This window comes from Pseudoalteromonas sp. SG43-8 (assembly GCF_014164245.1).
In the GTDB taxonomy this organism is placed as follows: Bacteria; Pseudomonadota; Gammaproteobacteria; order Enterobacterales; family Alteromonadaceae; genus Pseudoalteromonas; species Pseudoalteromonas distincta.
Genome location: NZ_JACJEX010000005.1, coordinates 180,439 through 194,577, shown reverse-complemented (window position 1 = coordinate 194,577; position 14,139 = coordinate 180,439). Strand labels below are relative to the sequence as shown.

Sequence of the window (14,139 nt, the reverse complement as noted above, 5' to 3'; positions counted from 1 at the left end):
TGTCGTTATATATGCATTTATACACCCCGGAGAGAAAATGAGTAATTTAAGCTTGAAAAACAAATTGCTGTTACTAGCTATTTTACCGCTAATGCTACTTTTGATCAGCTTAATGCTGAGTTCTTATTATTTAGAGAATAAAAATCAGCAACAAAATTTTGAAGCATTTCAAACTAAGTTAATAAGTGACAAGCAAACGTTACTAAGTACCGAAATTGAAATTGCTAGCAAAATTGTTCGCTATCAATTAGCAAATGGCTCTGAGCAAGATGCTAAAAACGCTTTAAGAGGCTTAACATTTGGCCAAGGTGGTTACTTTTTTATATACGACACCAATGGCATTAGTGTTTTTCATGCATTACTAGGTGATGCTATTGAAGGGCAAAACAAAATAGGGATGACTGACCCTAACGGTAAAAAAATAATAGTGGGCTTATTAGAGCAAGCTAGAAAAGGCGGTGGCGCTTTTAACTATCATTTTCAAAAACCAAATACCACAGGCTTAGTTGAAAAGATGGGCTATGCAGCAATGATACCAGGCATAAACTGGATGATTGGTACTGGCGCATATATGGATGATATAGACGCAGAGCTACTTAAATACCAAACAGCAATGCAAGAGCACATGAATGATAAGGTAATGACCTTATTATTAATTGCTTTATTTTGGGTTGTTTTAACAATTATATGTGCGTTAGTTGCCGCAAACACAATGGTAAAACCAATACAGCGCATGGCGCAAAGCCTTGACGATATTGCAAAAGGTGAGGGCGATTTAACTAAGCGTCTAGACATTGATACTAATGATGAAATAGGTCAACTTGGCGAAGCATTTAATATGTTTGTAAGTAAGCTACATGGCATTATTGCTAATGTGGTTGATGTAACACACGACGTAAAAACAGCTTCTGGTGACATAAATACACAAACACGATTAATTGAAGACAAGTTACTTAATCACAATCATGAAACAGATCTTGTTGCGACGGCTATTACCGAAATGTCGGCTACTTCTCATGAGGTGGCTCAAAATACAAACCAAGTGGCAGAGTCAACTCAAGCGGCAACGCAAGAAGTTGCTAAAGCTCAAGAGTGTGTTGATATTTCACTCAGTGAGGTTTCAAACTTAATGGGCGAAATTAACTTAGCTGCTGAACAGGTTGATTCACTCAGTGATCAATCTAAAAAGATTAATAGCGTACTAAGTGTAATTGGTGGAATTGCTGAGCAAACAAACTTACTTGCACTTAATGCTGCAATAGAAGCTGCGCGTGCAGGTGAGCAAGGCAGAGGGTTTGCAGTTGTTGCTGATGAAGTAAGAAGCCTAGCAAGTCGTACTCAAGTTAGCACATTAGAGATTAGTGAAATGTTGAGTGAGCTACATAACTTAGTATCAGATGCAGTTGCAGCAATGCAAGCAAGCCAAAGTAGTTGTAATCGCTCTGTTGAATCCTCTCGTGCTATTTCAGAAAGTTTAGGCGCGGTAACAAGCTCAGTTAGATCAATTAACGACATGAGTACGCAAATTGCGACAGCGGCGCTGGAGCAAAGTAGCGTTACAGAAGAAATAAACCGTAATGTATTTGCTATTCAAGAAATAGTTAATGAGCTAACTATTTCAAGTAAAACTACCTCTTCGGTAGGTCAGCATTTAGCTAGGCGTGGTGAAAGCTTAGGACACTTAGTTGGCCAGTTTAAGATTTAACAAAGCTCAAAGCCCTACACTAAAAGCCGCTAATAGCGGCTTTATTTTTGTGGGCGATTTTTTATAAAAATTATTGAATTTTTTGCATGCGTTAAGGTCTATCAGCATGCAAATATACCTATACAGTGAAATAACCATGCAAAACATGCCATCAATTAAACGTTGTACTCGAGAAGAGTTAGCGCCAGAGCAAGATTTGGGGCGTTTAGTCTCTTTTTTACGTTCGAGATTAGCCATTCATGTTGATGCCAAGTTACTTCCTATGGACTTAACTTCTGCGCAATATATTGTGGTTGTACTACTTGCGAGAGAGTCGGTTAATACGCTTGCAGGACTTTGCGAATATATGGTTTATGATCGTGGCGCTATGAGCCGCTTACTAAACCGACTTGAAGAAAAAGGACTCATTATTAAAACGCAATGTGAGCTTGATAAGCGCTCAACTATTTTGTGTTTAAGTGAAAAAGGTAAAGCTCTTTGTCCTGAAATTATGCCTGTAGTGAACGAAGTCTATGCGCAAGCATTAAATGGTTTTTCAGAGCCAGAAAAAAACCAAATAATCGACTTACTATTCAAAGCTATAAATAATCTTGATTCATTGCCAGACTCCCCCCAAAAGTAGATTATCAATAAAATAGCGATACTGTTTCAATAGAAAGTTAGCGTGCTAATTAGTTGATCTGATTGTGCGCAGAATCTAACTTTGATAATATAGTTGCCTAGGCAATTAAAGTTATCATCTTGTTAGGTTTGTTATGATTGAAAATAATTTGTTAGTACAATTACAACAGCAATTTCCAGAACATACTTTTATGCAACATCACTTAAGTGTTGTCCATAGGGGACGTTTTGCTAACGCGATTGTGTATCGATATAAAGATAATGAATTTGATTTAATCGTTAAAGATTTTAGCCAAAGCCCCTGGTTTATCCGCAAAACATTTGCACGAATGTCGGTAAATCAAGAGTATAAAGGGTTGAGCCGTTTAGCAGAGCTTGATGCAGTTGCTAACCGCTTTTGTAGATTGTCGCCGATAGCGGTTGCTTATAACTATATTGAAGGCACGCCACTGCGCGCTTTAATTCATGAAGACAAAACACTACCTGTTAACTTTTTTAGTGAGCTTGAGCGTCAAGTAGCAAAAATGCATCGCAAAGGCATCGTGCATTTAGACTTGCGTAATATGGGTAATATTTTATGCGGCGCAGACGGTAAACCTTACTTTATTGATTTTCAGTCCACTATTAGCTTTTCTCGTTTTCCACGTTGGTTGCAACGCTTTATGCGAGGATCTGACATGTCAGGCGTATATAAAGCATGGAATAAATTGGGTGAGCAGCCTCTGCCACAAAAAAAGCAAGACTATTTAGAGCGCTTTAATCACGTGCGTAAACGCTGGATTTTTAAAGGTTACCCAATACAGCGAGGCTATGCGTGGGGCGCTGCACTTATTACTCAATTTGTAGATTCTGACTTAGTACGAAATATTACTGATAGACTTTAATTTAAAGCATAAACCGTAATTTAAAAACACCTAATTCATTGTGTGATTTTGCCCATATTAGCCTAGCTAATATGGGATTTTTTTTTATTATAAGTAATCCCTTTAGTTTGCTTTCTTGTTGTTTAATCCCTCAAAAATAATTCCTTTTACTGTTTTTTTAATTTTTTAAAATAAATATTAGTACTGCATTTAGTTTGCCCATACAATGCGCAAAAATAGCTTGCGCATGCTTAATAAGTTCACGTTTTTTCTGCAATTTTTTATTGTTCAAGTAGACTATAAATAATGTGCGCTTTTAAATTTTAAGGTTTTAAGATGATTGAGTATCCGGTAGACCAACTTCCACAGCTCATAAATGATTTATTGCAATGCGATACAACAGAACGCAAAAATAAATTATTAGCAGATGCGCAGTTAACGCTTTCAACAGAGCACCTGTCATTACTTTTTGAGGCGATACCAAAAGAACAACGACTTGAAATTTGGCAGTTGCTTGATGAAGACACGCAACACGAAATTTTTGTTAATTTAAGTGAAGATAGTTGTTTGTGGTTGCTACAAACGCTAGAAGACACTGAGGCTTTTAAACTTCTTGATGAAGTTAATGTAGAAGAGCTACTGGAACTTGAAGAAGTTATACCAGAGCGATTTGTTGAGTATGCAAAAAAGCAACTCGATGAAGCGCAAACCAAACAATATGATTTAGCGCAGCAATACCCGCCAGAGCAATTAGGTCACTGGTTAGGTTTTGACTTTTTAAAAGTATCGGAGAAGCTAACAGCCGGTGGTGCTAAAAAATTGCTACATAAAGGTTTACCGCAATACAGTGAAGTTATTTATTTAGTAAGCCGCAAGGGTAGTTTAATAGGTGAGGTTGCGGTAAATGATTTAATAAAAGCCAGCGACACCGATAATTTAATGACATTGGCAAATCATGACTTTTCATTGCTCCATGCTGATGATGATTTATATGAAGCGGCAGAGGTGGTGATCCACAGTGAAAAAATGGCACTGCCAGTGGTTAATGCTGATAACAAATTACTTGGGCGATTAACCATTGCCTCTGCTTATGAATTACGACAAGAAGTTGCTGATGAAGCAGCCGCTAAAGCCGGTGGTTTACGTGAAGACGAAGACCTGTTCGCAAGTGTGCGAAAAAGTGCTAAAAACCGTGGCATTTGGTTAGGTATTAATTTAGCTACTGCCTTTTTAGCGTCGTGGTTTATCGGTTTATTTGGCGCAACGATAGAACAAGTTGTAGCACTAGCTGTATTAATGCCAGTGGTCGCTTCTATGGGGGGAATTGCAGGTAGTCAAACATTAACCGTTATTGTGCGAGGTTTAGCGCTTGGACAAGTTACAGATTCAAACCGTAATGCGTTGCTAAAAAAAGAGCTGCGTGTTGGCGCTGTAAATGGCTTGGTATGGGCGTTTGTAATAGGCCTACTAACCTTTTTATGGTTTAACGACTTAATGCTTAGTATTACGATTACGGTAGCCATATTATTGAATTTAGTGGCCGCGTCACTAGCAGGTGTTGTTATTCCGTCTATTTTAGACAAAATGAAAATTGATCCTGCGTTATCTGGTTCGGTAATTTTAACTACCGTTACCGATATTGTTGGGTTTGTTACCTTTTTAGGTTTAGGCAGTTTATTGCTTTTATAAGCCTTATACCAATTCGCTTAATTAAGTGAATTGGTATTACTAACAGGAAAATACAATGACCTTTGAAGTCATGATTTGGTGTGCAATTGCTTTGTGTATTTCACAATCGGCAATATTTTCGGGCTTAAACTTAGCGTTTTTTTCACTAAGTAGGCTTCAGCTTGAAATGGAAAGTGCAAAAGGGAACGAGGCGGCCATAAAAGTAATGGCCCTTCGAAACGACTCTAACTTTTTATTGTCGACTATTTTGTGGGGTAACGTAGGTATTAACGTACTACTTACACTACTTTCTGATTCGGTATTAATGGGCGCAAGTTCGTTTTTATTCTCAACTATCGCAATTACTATTATTGGTGAAATAACACCGCAGGCTTATTTTTCGCGTAATGCGTTAAAAATGGCAAGCCTACTTTCGCCGTTAATCAAGTTTTATCAGATTCTGTTTTATATAGTTGCTAAGCCAACGGCTTTAATACTCGATGCATGGTTAGGTAAAGAGGGGATTACGTACTTTGCTGAAAGTGAGCTCAGGGGTATTATTCGCAAACACATAGAGGCTGAAGAAGCTGATGTTCAACACGTTGAGGGAATAGGCGCGCTTAACTTTTTTAGCTTAGATGAAATAAGCGTAACCAAAGAGGGTGAGGTAATTGATCCAGACTCTATTATTGCTTTGCCTACTAAGCTTGATTTACCTATTTTCCCAGACCTTACATTAACAACTGATAATGAGTTTTTACGCAAACTACATAAGTCAGGTTATAACTGGGTGATCATTACCAATGAAGACGGTTGGCCTTTATTAGTGGTAGATGCTGACGGTTTTTTAAGATCAGCGTTATTTGAGCCAGATACGTTTGACCCTTATCATTATTGTCACAGACCTATAATTGTTGCTGATGAAGCGATGCGTTTGAGTGAAGTGATTTTAAAAATACGAGCTAATCATTCTTTAGATAAATCGTTTGATGGGGCCATTGATCACGATGTGGTATTAGTGTGGAGCGACGTGAAACGCATTATTACCGGCGCTGATATATTTGGTCGGTTACTCAAAGGTATGAGTGCACCAAAACTCGAACTGCATGAAAATACAGAGAATAAAAAGCCGCTATAAAGCGGCTTTTTTGTATTTAGTTGGATGGAGCTTTACGCCCAACCTTCGTAGCGCTTACGACGTGACAGCACTATCGTTAATATAATACCTAAAAACAGGCCTAAAAACGCAATAGCACCACCGTAAGTAAGTAGCTGGCGTTTCTCTTTTGAGCTAGCAGCTTCTTTTTGAGTGCGCTCTTGCTCTAGCGTTGTTTTAAGCTTAGTAATTTGAGCAGATAACTGCAGATTTTGATCTGTTAAAGTTTGATTTTGTTCTTGTAGCTGTGGAAGTTCTATTTGAGCTTGGCGTAGCTTTTCTTGCATAGTGCTCATTTCGCTACTTAGTGTTTTGTACTGTTGGTGTAAGCCAGCTGTTTTAGTAATAAACTTAGTTTCTATCCAGCCTTCGCGGTCTTTATCATCTTTTATTTTTATAAAGCCGTTTTCTTCATTTGATAACAAGGTTAACTTTGTTCCAGCATCTACAGAGCCGAGTAGTCGATAATTTTTACTCGCCCCAGAGCGCATAAAAGTGTATAGATTATCGATAATATAAGCGGTGTTTGCATTCGTTGAATTTGCAGGTTGTGCTTCTTGTGCATAACTCATGAATGTGGTGGCTGTTAAAAGTAGCCCTAATAAACAATGTTTTAGCATTTATCTACCTTGTTGATCTAACTGCGTCCGTTATGAACGTGATTTTTATTTCACATAAGTAGTTAGATAGTATGGATTAAATAGATCAATAGCAAGACTGATATTGTAACCCAGTACGGTAACGCAGGAGTAGTTATCGAGTCCACTAGGTTACAAACCTCACGCTGTGATTAAATTGCCCCTAGATAGAACGAATTTTAATCCGCAAAGGTCATCAGGCCCTAAAATAAGGTTAAAAAATTTGCATTGTTAAGGCGCTTTGTTTATTTTGAGCACTTATTTATTTTAAAGGTAATCCGCAAACCGAATGGATACTGAGATAGAACTGAAATTTTTGGTATCAGATGCCGTTATTCCACTGATCCCCTCATTAATTACTCAATTTGCAAAAACGGTGAAGAATAAACCGTCTCGCAGCTTACAAAATGCATACTACGATACGCCAAGCAGAGAGCTTAGAGCGCTTGATATAGGCTTTAGAACGCGTTGTTCTGACAGCGAATGCGAGCAAACTATAAAGCTTGCAGGTGAAGTGGTAGGTGGTTTACACCAACGTCCAGAGTACAATTTACCAATTGAATCAAGCCGCCCTAATTTAATGGCGTTTGATGCTGATATTTGGCCTCATGGCATGCAAATAAGCGCCATCTCAAAAAACCTGTATCCAATATTTAGTACTAACTTTATTCGTCGTACTTGGTTAATTGAAACCGAAAGTGGCGCTAAAATTGAAGTCGTACTCGATAAAGGTGAAATTGCGGCTTCGGGTAAAATTGAAATTATTAGCGAGCTAGAAATTGAGCTTGTTGAGGGCAGTCGTAATGAGCTGTTTGCATTTGCAGATATACTAGTTAGCCAAAACTGCATACGCTTAGGTTTGTATTCTAAGGCCGCGCGTGGTTATCGACTTGCTGATGAAAAACCTTTAATGCCAAGCAAATCTATTGGTTTTGTACAATTACCAAAGTCGACTACTCAAGAGCGTGCTTTAGTTGAAGCCATGAACTTTGGTATTCGCTTTGTACAAAAGCACGAGCAGTGCTATTTCGATAAGCCAAGTTTAAAAACACTTAAACGCGTAACTGACGGCATCAGTTTAATCCGCCATACTTTTTGGCTATACGACGATATAGTATCTAAAGAAAGTACAGAGCACTTACGTACCGAACTTAAATGGTTATTAAGTGAGTTAGCGTGGGTAGAAAACGCGATTCAATTAAAAACGTACACGTCTAAACGCCATGCTTTTTATAAAAAAATTAATGCGGCGCCAGCACTTGCTCAAGTCATTGGCGACTTAAAAGAGTTACAGCCAAGCATTGACGATATAAATGCACTGTTTCACAGCGCACGTTATAATCGTTTGTTACTGTCGTTAACTACCTGGTTAATCGATAAGCAATGGCGTAAAGACTGGGGGCAAGCAGAGCTTCAAGCGGCTGAGCAAAATGTATCGTCTATTGCCAATAGGCTTTTTAATAAAGACTGGAAAAACCTGCACGAGTTGCTTCCAAAGGAGCAAACACTCGATGTCGCTTCGTATTTAAACCTGCGAACTCAGCTTGAAAATAGCCTACTGAGCGGTAACTGTTTAGGATCGTTATTTGATAAAGAAGAACGCCTAGAATTTAGATTGCCTTGGCTTGATATTTCTCATGGTATTTATGAATTAAGTACGCTTGAGTATTTAAAGCAATTATGTGCAGGGCAAGAAGACGAACAGCTTGCTAAAATCCAGTCATGGCTTGAACAAAAGTCTGAATATTTGGTCAGTGCCATGGAGCAAAGTCGCCTTGCTTCACTAGACATAGAACCTTACTGGCAAAAATAAATGATGCGCTTTTGTAATAAAATTCAGTTGCAAAAGTGTTTATTCGTTATTTTTTTATTAGGTAGTTTTAACACTTACGCTGAGCCCATATGGCATTTGTATAAAAACAAAAATGGCGTAAGTGTGTATTATCAAAGCCACAGTGATAATACCTTTGAAGTAAAAGCGCAGATGAGCGTGAAAGGCGTATCCACCAATGAGTTTTTAGAATTACTTAGTGATACCGATGCCGCACCCCAATGGCTCGAAAATATATCTCAGGTAAAGGTTATTAAGCACATAAGCCCATCAGAAAATTTAGTGTACAGTTATTTTAATTCTCCTTGGCCTATTAGAGATAGAGATAGCATTACTTATTCTTGTTATTCACAGTTAACTGCAAATACAAGCCAATTGCTTATTAGTGCTCGCCCTAATAAGCAGCCCAAAAATAATGGCGTTATAAGAATTACTACTTTAAATGCACGCTGGCTACTGAGCGAGGACAAAGGCCGCCTTGATATTGAGTACCAAGTATATGCTTTGCTTGATGGGGCAATACCTACTTGGCTAAGCAATAAGGTCGGATTGAAAAGTACTTACACCACATTTATAAACTTGCATCATATGCTCACAGATAAGAAATACACTCCAAAACTACCTGTAATCAAAGCAGGTCAATGCTAAATATCGAATATATAATAATTTAATGGTGTGTTGAGTAGTCTTTAACTACGCTTAAGCAATAATGACACGCTATTATTTGGAGAATTGATGAAGTATTTAGTGGCTATATTATGTTTGATACACAGCTCATTCTTATTAGCTCAAGAATATACCTTTGGTGTAGTGCCGCAATACGAGCCGCAAAAGCTAAATACTATTTGGCAACCTTTGTTAAAGCAAGTAAGTAAGCAAACAGGAGTAACAATAAAGCTAATTACAGTTGAGTCTATTCCTGTATTTGAAAAAGCCTTTGCTAATGGCGAGTACGACTTTGCATACATGAACCCATGGCATAGTGTTGTAGCATACGAAAAACAGGGATATTTACCACTAATAAAAGATGCAGGGCGAAAGCTGCAAGGTATTTTACTCGTAAACAAAGACAGTGATATTGATAATTTAAGCCAACTAGAGGGCGCTGAAATAGCATTCCCTGCACCTAACGCATTAGGTGCGTCATTATTAATGAGAGCTGATTTAGCATTGTTATACGGGCTAACAATAAAGCCTGTATATGTCCAAACTCATCCATCGGTATATTTAAATGTTGCACTGCACTCAACAATGGCGGGCGGTGGTGTAATGGGCACATTTAAACAACAACCAGAAAGCTTACAAAACAAACTCAAAATTCTTTATAAAACGCGTGAAATTAGTCGCCACCCAATTGTCGCCCACCCAAGGGTTGATGCTGCAATACAGTTAAAAGTGCAACAAGCTATTTTAGATATAGGGCAAAGCGCAGAGCATAAACATTTACTTGCAGGTATCCCAATTATTAAACCTAGTATTGCAACTTTAGCTGAGTATCAGCAGTTAACTCAGTGGGGGTTGCGCTCTTTTTATGTTGAAAATTAGAGGGTTTCGTAGCCTAAGGGCGCAAAGCTTTATTGTGGTATTGCTTTGTGGCTTGCTTATGGCCTGTCTTTTTATGTTTTACGCCTTACCTGAGCAAGCGCGTTGGGTAAACGATGGCCTTTCAAAGGCTGCTCAGCGTTCTTTAGCGCAGTTATCGACTTCTATAACGACTCCGTTGTTAACTAGGCAATATGCAGAGCTATATGAAGAGATAGACAGTCAACTTCAAACTCGCCCTAATTGGAAAAGTATTAAAATTGTTGATGTTGATTCAAAAAACCAATTGTATCCGCTTGATAATTGGGTTGGAGCAAATGAAAACGGCGACATGCTGTTATCTCAACATGTGGTATTTTTAGACAAACCGCTGGCTAATATTAGCTTGGTTGTTAATTTTACGAATGAAATTAACGAATCTTCAAAACTTCATTACACCTTAATATATATACAATTTATTATTTTAGTTATCGTTTTTATAGGTTTAGCTTGGCTGGTGGATTACAGGGTTACATCGCCTTTGAGGACGCTAAAACTTGGGTTTTCACGTTTAGCCAAAGGCGACTTTGATTGCCATATAGATAAACAACAACAAAATGAAGTGGGCAGTGTAATAAATGCATTTAATAATATGGTTGATGAGGTTGCGAATAACCATCAAAAATTAAATGCATTACGCATTCAAGCTGAGTCTGCAAGTAAAGCAAAGTCAGATTTTATGGCCAGTATGAGCCACGAATTAAGAACTCCATTAAATGCGATTTTAGGCTTAGCCCAGCTGTATGGATATGATGAGAGTGCTAATAAAGTACAAAAAGAAAACGCGAAAAGCATTTATCAAGCTGGAGAGCATTTACTATTACTCATAGACGATGTGCTTGATTTAACGGCTATTGAGTCGGGTAATATGCAGTTTAGTTTTTCTTATGTGCCTATTAAAAGCATATTAGAAGAGTCAGTAGAGCTTGTCACTGAGCTTATTAAAGGGCAATCAATAACACTGCAAACTCACGGTTTTGAGTCCTTAGAAGGATTGAGTATTTATATTGATCAGCGCCGCTTTAAACAAGTGATGCTTAACTTGCTTTCAAATGCGATTAAATACAACAAACCAAATGGCAGCATTAATATTAATTGTCGGGTGTTAAGTAATAAACAATGCGAAATAGATGTAATAGATACCGGATGTGGATTTTCTCCAGATGACATTTCTCGCCTATTTAAACCTTTTGACCGCTTAGGAGCTGAAACCAGTAAAGTAAATGGGACCGGTATTGGTTTAGTGATAACTAAGCAGCTGGTAGAGCGTATGCAAGGGTCTTTGAGCGCGCAGAGCGAGCAGCACAAAGGTTCTTGTTTTACGCTAAACTTTAACAGTTTTAATCAAACTGACTTGCCAGCACAAGTGCAAGCCCCTCAAATAACACAGCAAAGCTTAAATGCGGTAACGCTTCCTACGCTTGAGATTTTAGTGGCAGAAGATCAAGTTACAAATCAGCAAGTGTTAAAACAGCAATTAACTATGCTTGGAATGTGCTCTACTTTTGTAAGTAACGGTGAGCAAGCTTGGGAGGCCATACAAAATAAACGCTTTGATATTTTACTAACCGACATTCAAATGCCCTTACTCGATGGGTTAGGGTTAGCCAAAAAAATACGCGAAAACACTCATTTTGATGAACTGATTATAATTGCAATTACAGCCAACATTACCAAAAACAACATAGATAATTGTTATGCTTGTGGAATGAATGGCTTTTTAACAAAGCCTATTGAGCTTGTTAAATTAAAGTCGTTATTGATGGAGCATTCTCAAACTATGGTCAATACACGTTCAGAAAAATCAGATGGTGAAAATATAGCTTCAGATAGTTTTGATCAACTAGATATCACATTATTAAAAGCAATGCTTGGTGATGATCCTAGCGTACATTGCATGGTATTTAATGCGTTTTTACAAACAGCAGGGGAGCAAATTAAATTAGCTAACGCGTATGCTAAGAGTAAAAACTATGTTGATTTAGCTTTTCAGGCTCATGCATTAAAGTCGTCTTCAAAGTCTGTGGGGGCTATTGAGTTGGCAAATATATGCCAGCAGATAGAAACGCAGGCAGAAAACGAAACAGTCAAAAATGAATATATACAGCAGCTGGAAGAGCGCTTTAACGCTGTAGTCACACAACTTAAAAGCTATTGTTTACGATATGAAAAACGCACATAAAAAATGGCTCTTAAAGAGCCATTTTTTGTTTTAGGTATTTTAGTATTTAGCCGCTTGCCCTTTTTTGGGTAAAGCGTGCTTTATAAAGTCACGTAAATCGTTATTAGAGCTTTCTAAATCAGCGTGGCGAAGGTACATCATGTGTCCGCTTCTGTAGCCTTTAAAGCTCAAACGGTCTTTCATTTTACCGCTTGGGTCTAATTGCCATAACGTATATTTAGCGTCAAAGTAATTGGTTGCGCCATCAAAGAATCCTGATTGGATCATCACGTTTAAGTAAGGGTTTTGTGCCATTGCTAAACGTAGGTTTTCGCCTGTATTATTACCGGTTCTATCCCATGGATGGACATTACCAAATAAGTTATATTTTACATCAGTTTTATAGTTTAACTCTTCACGTAAGTAGTGATTAATTGCAGGAGTGAAAGAGTGTAACCAAGAGGTAAGTTCAGCCCAGTAGTCTGGGGATTCACCTGCGTCGCGTTTATCTATTCCTAAATAACGAGAATCTAAGCGACCCACAGTTTGACCACGTTCACGTAGTAGCTCTTTCCAGAAAAACTGAGTTGGAATATCTAAGTTATTTTGCTCAACAAATTTTTCTGATAAGCCAGCGTAGTGCGCCATTTTTGTAATTATGCGTCGCTTTTCATCAGCATTAATAAAACCACCTTTAGCAAGCGCTGGGATTAACTCATTTACAGTAAACAGCTCAACTTCTGGTAATAGCTCGTCTAAGTCTTTAGCTTGTAAATCGGCTTTAAGTGCTTTGTGATACCAAGCAGTTGCAGCGAAGTAAGGTAGGCGGTTGGCAGCTTTTATTGGGCCATCGCGCTTAATACCAATATCGGTAGGTGATACGAGAACAACACCGTTTATGTACATCCACTGACTGTTTTGAAGCTCATGAGCGAGTCCAGACACACGCGTTGTACCGTAGCTTTCACCAATTAAAAATTTAGGCGAGCGCCAGCGCTGGGCTCTATTTACAAAAGTATTTAACCACTCAGCAAGGTATTTAATATCGGCATTAACACCAAAAAATAGCTCTTTTTGTTTTGCTTTAGAAGGCAGTTCGCCTTTTTCGTTTTCAAGTACGCGTGAGTAGCCAGTATTTACCGGGTTTACGTAAACAATATCGGCAATATCAAGTACAGAATATGGATTGTCTTTTACGCCATAAGGTTGAATTGGATAGCCTTCGTCATCAATTTTTAATACGCGAGGGCCAGTATAAGCAAGATGCATCCATACAGAAGCCGAACCCGGCCCGCCATTAAATGAAATAAGTAATGGGCGAGCTGTCCTGTCGTCAACTTTGTCACGTGTGTAGTAGGTGTATTGTAGTGTAGCAACCGCGTCGCCTTTATCATCCCATACAGGTTGTGTGCCTGTAGCTACGGTATAACTAAAACGCTGGCCATTAATTTTAGCCTTATGTTGGGTAACTACTTTGCTGTCTACATCAATACGACGTTGGTTATCGGCAAGCGTGCTTGTACTAATTATTAATGCAATAACTGTTATCGGTAAACTGATAATACGACTAAGCTTCATTAGGTGTCCTTATTATTGTTGATACATCATTAAAGATAAAAATGAGTTAAATAACAAAAGTATTGAGACTAGTGGCCGATAATACTGGTTAAGTAAGGTATTAATATATTGAAAGACGCGTATTAATCGCTTTTATAGTTATTTTGGATTTACTTTCTTTATTTAGTTAATTGCAAAATTCAGGTATATTGCGGCCTACTTGTATTGATTTTTTATACAGGCTATCACCAAAAAAATCTAACGGATTACGCTTTCAAGCACATAAGTGCACTCTACACCGGATGTTTATGACTAATGCTATTGCAGTAATTGCGTGGTATTTGTCGTTTTGTGGTAA

The 14,139-nt window shown here is 38.1% G+C and carries 11 protein-coding genes; 9 read left to right on the top strand and 2 right to left on the bottom strand.

Annotation, left to right across the window (positions count from 1 at the left end; genetic code table 11):
- Window positions 1-37: 37 nt before the first annotated feature.
- The 5 genes from H5122_RS11905 to H5122_RS11885 all read left to right on the top strand — a co-directional run bounded on the left by H5122_RS11905 (window position 38) and on the right by H5122_RS11885 (window position 5,995).
- Window positions 38-1,705, top strand: a complete 1,668-nt coding sequence (locus H5122_RS11905; protein WP_182682184.1) for a methyl-accepting chemotaxis protein — start codon at window positions 38-40, stop codon at window positions 1,703-1,705.
- A 106-nt stretch (window positions 1,706-1,811) separates the two neighbouring features.
- On the top strand, window positions 1,812-2,327 hold the full coding sequence (locus tag H5122_RS11900) for a MarR family winged helix-turn-helix transcriptional regulator (protein WP_223231670.1): 516 nt from the start codon (window positions 1,812-1,814) through the stop codon (window positions 2,325-2,327).
- Window positions 2,328-2,460: 133 nt separating this feature from the next.
- Complete coding sequence (locus tag H5122_RS11895; RefSeq protein WP_182670808.1) at window positions 2,461-3,210, top strand: RIO1 family regulatory kinase/ATPase; 750 nt, start codon at window positions 2,461-2,463, stop codon at window positions 3,208-3,210.
- A 315-nt stretch (window positions 3,211-3,525) separates the two neighbouring features.
- Window positions 3,526-4,878, top strand: a complete 1,353-nt coding sequence (locus H5122_RS11890; protein ID WP_101164203.1) for a magnesium transporter — start codon at window positions 3,526-3,528, stop codon at window positions 4,876-4,878.
- A gap of 55 nt (window positions 4,879-4,933) precedes the next feature.
- Window positions 4,934-5,995, top strand: a complete 1,062-nt coding sequence (locus tag H5122_RS11885; protein ID WP_024598984.1) for a DUF21 domain-containing protein — start codon at window positions 4,934-4,936, stop codon at window positions 5,993-5,995.
- A 32-nt stretch (window positions 5,996-6,027) separates the two neighbouring features.
- Here H5122_RS11885 and H5122_RS11880 read toward each other — a convergent pair whose 3' ends face one another.
- The gene (locus H5122_RS11880; protein ID WP_002958928.1) at window positions 6,028-6,633 is read right to left on the bottom strand and encodes a TIGR04211 family SH3 domain-containing protein; all 606 of its coding nucleotides are present in this window, start codon (window positions 6,631-6,633) and stop codon (window positions 6,028-6,030) included.
- 307 nt (window positions 6,634-6,940) lie between these two features.
- On the opposite strand from H5122_RS11880, the gene H5122_RS11875 reads away from it, so the two are divergent.
- From H5122_RS11875 to H5122_RS11860, 4 genes are all read left to right on the top strand, one after another.
- The gene (locus H5122_RS11875; protein WP_024596277.1) at window positions 6,941-8,464 is read left to right on the top strand and encodes a CYTH and CHAD domain-containing protein; all 1,524 of its coding nucleotides are present in this window, start codon (window positions 6,941-6,943) and stop codon (window positions 8,462-8,464) included.
- Entirely contained in the window at window positions 8,465-9,130 is a 666-nt protein-coding gene (locus H5122_RS11870) for an START domain-containing protein (RefSeq protein ID WP_182682185.1), read from the top strand.
- 87 nt (window positions 9,131-9,217) lie between these two features.
- Complete coding sequence (locus H5122_RS11865) at window positions 9,218-10,027, top strand: phosphate/phosphite/phosphonate ABC transporter substrate-binding protein (RefSeq protein WP_182670812.1); 810 nt, start codon at window positions 9,218-9,220, stop codon at window positions 10,025-10,027.
- Window positions 10,014-12,245, top strand: a complete 2,232-nt coding sequence (locus H5122_RS11860) for an ATP-binding protein (protein WP_182682186.1) — start codon at window positions 10,014-10,016, stop codon at window positions 12,243-12,245. Before H5122_RS11865 ends, H5122_RS11860 begins: the two co-directional genes overlap by 14 nt.
- Window positions 12,246-12,284: 39 nt before the next feature.
- On the opposite strand, the gene H5122_RS11855 is transcribed toward H5122_RS11860, so the two are convergent.
- Window positions 12,285-13,802 (bottom strand): S10 family peptidase, encoded by a 1,518-nt coding sequence (locus H5122_RS11855; RefSeq protein ID WP_182673781.1) that lies wholly within the window; start codon window positions 13,800-13,802, stop codon window positions 12,285-12,287.
- Window positions 13,803-14,139 lie beyond the last annotated feature (337 nt).

What these genes read in the sequence shown, in the direction of transcription:
- H5122_RS11865 (WP_182670812.1), top strand. Translation starts at nt 9,218, where the DNA reads ATGAAGTATTTAGTGGCTATATTATGTTTGATACACAGCTCATTCTTA.
- H5122_RS11890 (WP_101164203.1), top strand. Translation starts at nt 3,526, where the DNA reads ATGATTGAGTATCCGGTAGACCAACTTCCACAGCTCATAAATGATTTA.
- H5122_RS11870 (WP_182682185.1), top strand. Translation starts at nt 8,465, where the DNA reads ATGATGCGCTTTTGTAATAAAATTCAGTTGCAAAAGTGTTTATTCGTT.
- H5122_RS11875 (WP_024596277.1), top strand. Translation starts at nt 6,941, where the DNA reads ATGGATACTGAGATAGAACTGAAATTTTTGGTATCAGATGCCGTTATT.
- H5122_RS11895 (WP_182670808.1), top strand. Translation starts at nt 2,461, where the DNA reads ATGATTGAAAATAATTTGTTAGTACAATTACAACAGCAATTTCCAGAA.
- H5122_RS11885 (WP_024598984.1), top strand. Translation starts at nt 4,934, where the DNA reads ATGACCTTTGAAGTCATGATTTGGTGTGCAATTGCTTTGTGTATTTCA.
- H5122_RS11905 (WP_182682184.1), top strand. Translation starts at nt 38, where the DNA reads ATGAGTAATTTAAGCTTGAAAAACAAATTGCTGTTACTAGCTATTTTA.
- H5122_RS11860 (WP_182682186.1), top strand. Translation starts at nt 10,014, where the DNA reads ATGTTGAAAATTAGAGGGTTTCGTAGCCTAAGGGCGCAAAGCTTTATT.
- H5122_RS11900 (WP_223231670.1), top strand. Translation starts at nt 1,812, where the DNA reads ATGCAAATATACCTATACAGTGAAATAACCATGCAAAACATGCCATCA.
- H5122_RS11880 (WP_002958928.1), bottom strand. Translation starts at nt 6,633, where the DNA reads ATGCTAAAACATTGTTTATTAGGGCTACTTTTAACAGCCACCACATTC.
- H5122_RS11855 (WP_182673781.1), bottom strand. Translation starts at nt 13,802, where the DNA reads ATGAAGCTTAGTCGTATTATCAGTTTACCGATAACAGTTATTGCATTA.